Below are 1,254 nucleotides of genomic sequence, written 5' to 3'. Positions count from 1 at the left end.
GTACGCGGCGAGCATGATGCGCTCGGCGATCCGCGTGGACAGCGCCTGCGCCGCGGGCGAGTCGAAGGGGAGCCGCAGCCGGAAGAAGACGTCCTGGAGCCCCATCACGCCCAGGCCCACGGGCCGCCAGCGGGAGTTGGACGCGGCGGCCTGCCGGGTGGGGTAGAAGTTGATGTCCACGACGCGGTCGAGGAACGTCACGGCGGTACGGACCGTGGCGTCCAGCCGCTCCCAGTCCATCGCCTCCTCCCAGCCGCCTGCGGTGTCGCCCAGGTGGGCCGCGAGGTTGACCGAGCCCAGGTTGCACACCGCGGTCTCGCCGTCGTCCGAGACCTCCAGGATCTCGGTGCACAGGTTCGAGGAGTGCACGACGGCGCCGGGCTCCGCGGTCTGGTTGGCGGTGCGGTTGGCGGCGTCCTTGAACGTCATCCAGCCGTTGCCGGTCTGCGCGAGGGTCCGCATCATCCGGCCGTACAACTGCCGTGCGGGGACCTGCTTGACGTAGCGCCCCTCGGCCTCCGCGCGCGCGTACGCCTCCTCGAACGCGGCGCCGTACAGGTCGGTCAGCTCGGGCACGTCGGCGGGCGAGAAGAGCGACCAGGGGCCGTCGGCCTCGACGCGGCGCATGAACTCGTCCGGGATCCAGTGCGCGAGGTTGAGGTTGTGGGTGCGGCGGGCCTCCTCGCCGGTGTTGTCGCGCAGCTCCAGGAACTCCTCGACGTCGGCGTGCCAGGGCTCCAGGTAGACGCAGGCGGCGCCCTTGCGCTTGCCGCCCTGGTTCACGGCGGCGACGGAGGCGTCCAGGGTGCGCAGGAACGGGACGATGCCGTTGGAGTGGCCGTTGGTGCCGCGGATCAGCGAGCCGCGGGAGCGGACGCGGGTGAAGGGGATGCCGATGCCGCCGGAGTGCTTGGAGAGCCGGGCGACCTGGTGGTAGCGCTCGTAGATCGAGTCCAGCTCGTCGAGCGGGGAGTCGAGCAGGTAGCAGGACGACATCTGCGGGTGGCGGGTGCCGGAGTTGAAGAGCGTGGGGGAGGAGGGCAGGTAGCCGAGGCGGCTCATCAGCCCGTACAGCTCCTCGACTTCGGCGAGGGAGGCGTCGGACTCGTCGGCCGCCAGCCCGCAGGCGACGCGCAGGAAGAAGTGCTGGGTGGTCTCGATGACGGCGCGCTCGGTGGGGTGGCGCAGCAGGTAGCGGGTGTGGACCGTGCGCAGGCCGAAGTAGCCGAACAGGTCGTCGCGGCCGTCGGTGGC

At 71.4% G+C, this 1,254-nt stretch carries 1 protein-coding gene; it reads right to left on the bottom strand.

Translation table 11 applies throughout. The features are described from left to right. Positions 1 to 1,254, bottom strand: a 1,254-nt coding sequence (locus H5J30_RS34060; protein ID WP_181791684.1) for a ribonucleoside-diphosphate reductase subunit alpha, incomplete at both ends; no start/stop codon positions are given.

This window comes from Streptomyces phytophilus (assembly GCF_013870535.1).
Classification (GTDB): Bacteria; Actinomycetota; Actinomycetes; order Streptomycetales; family Streptomycetaceae; genus Streptomyces; species Streptomyces phytophilus.
Note: the sequence above shows the minus strand (reverse complement) of the source record. Positions and strands in the feature narration are given on the sequence as shown.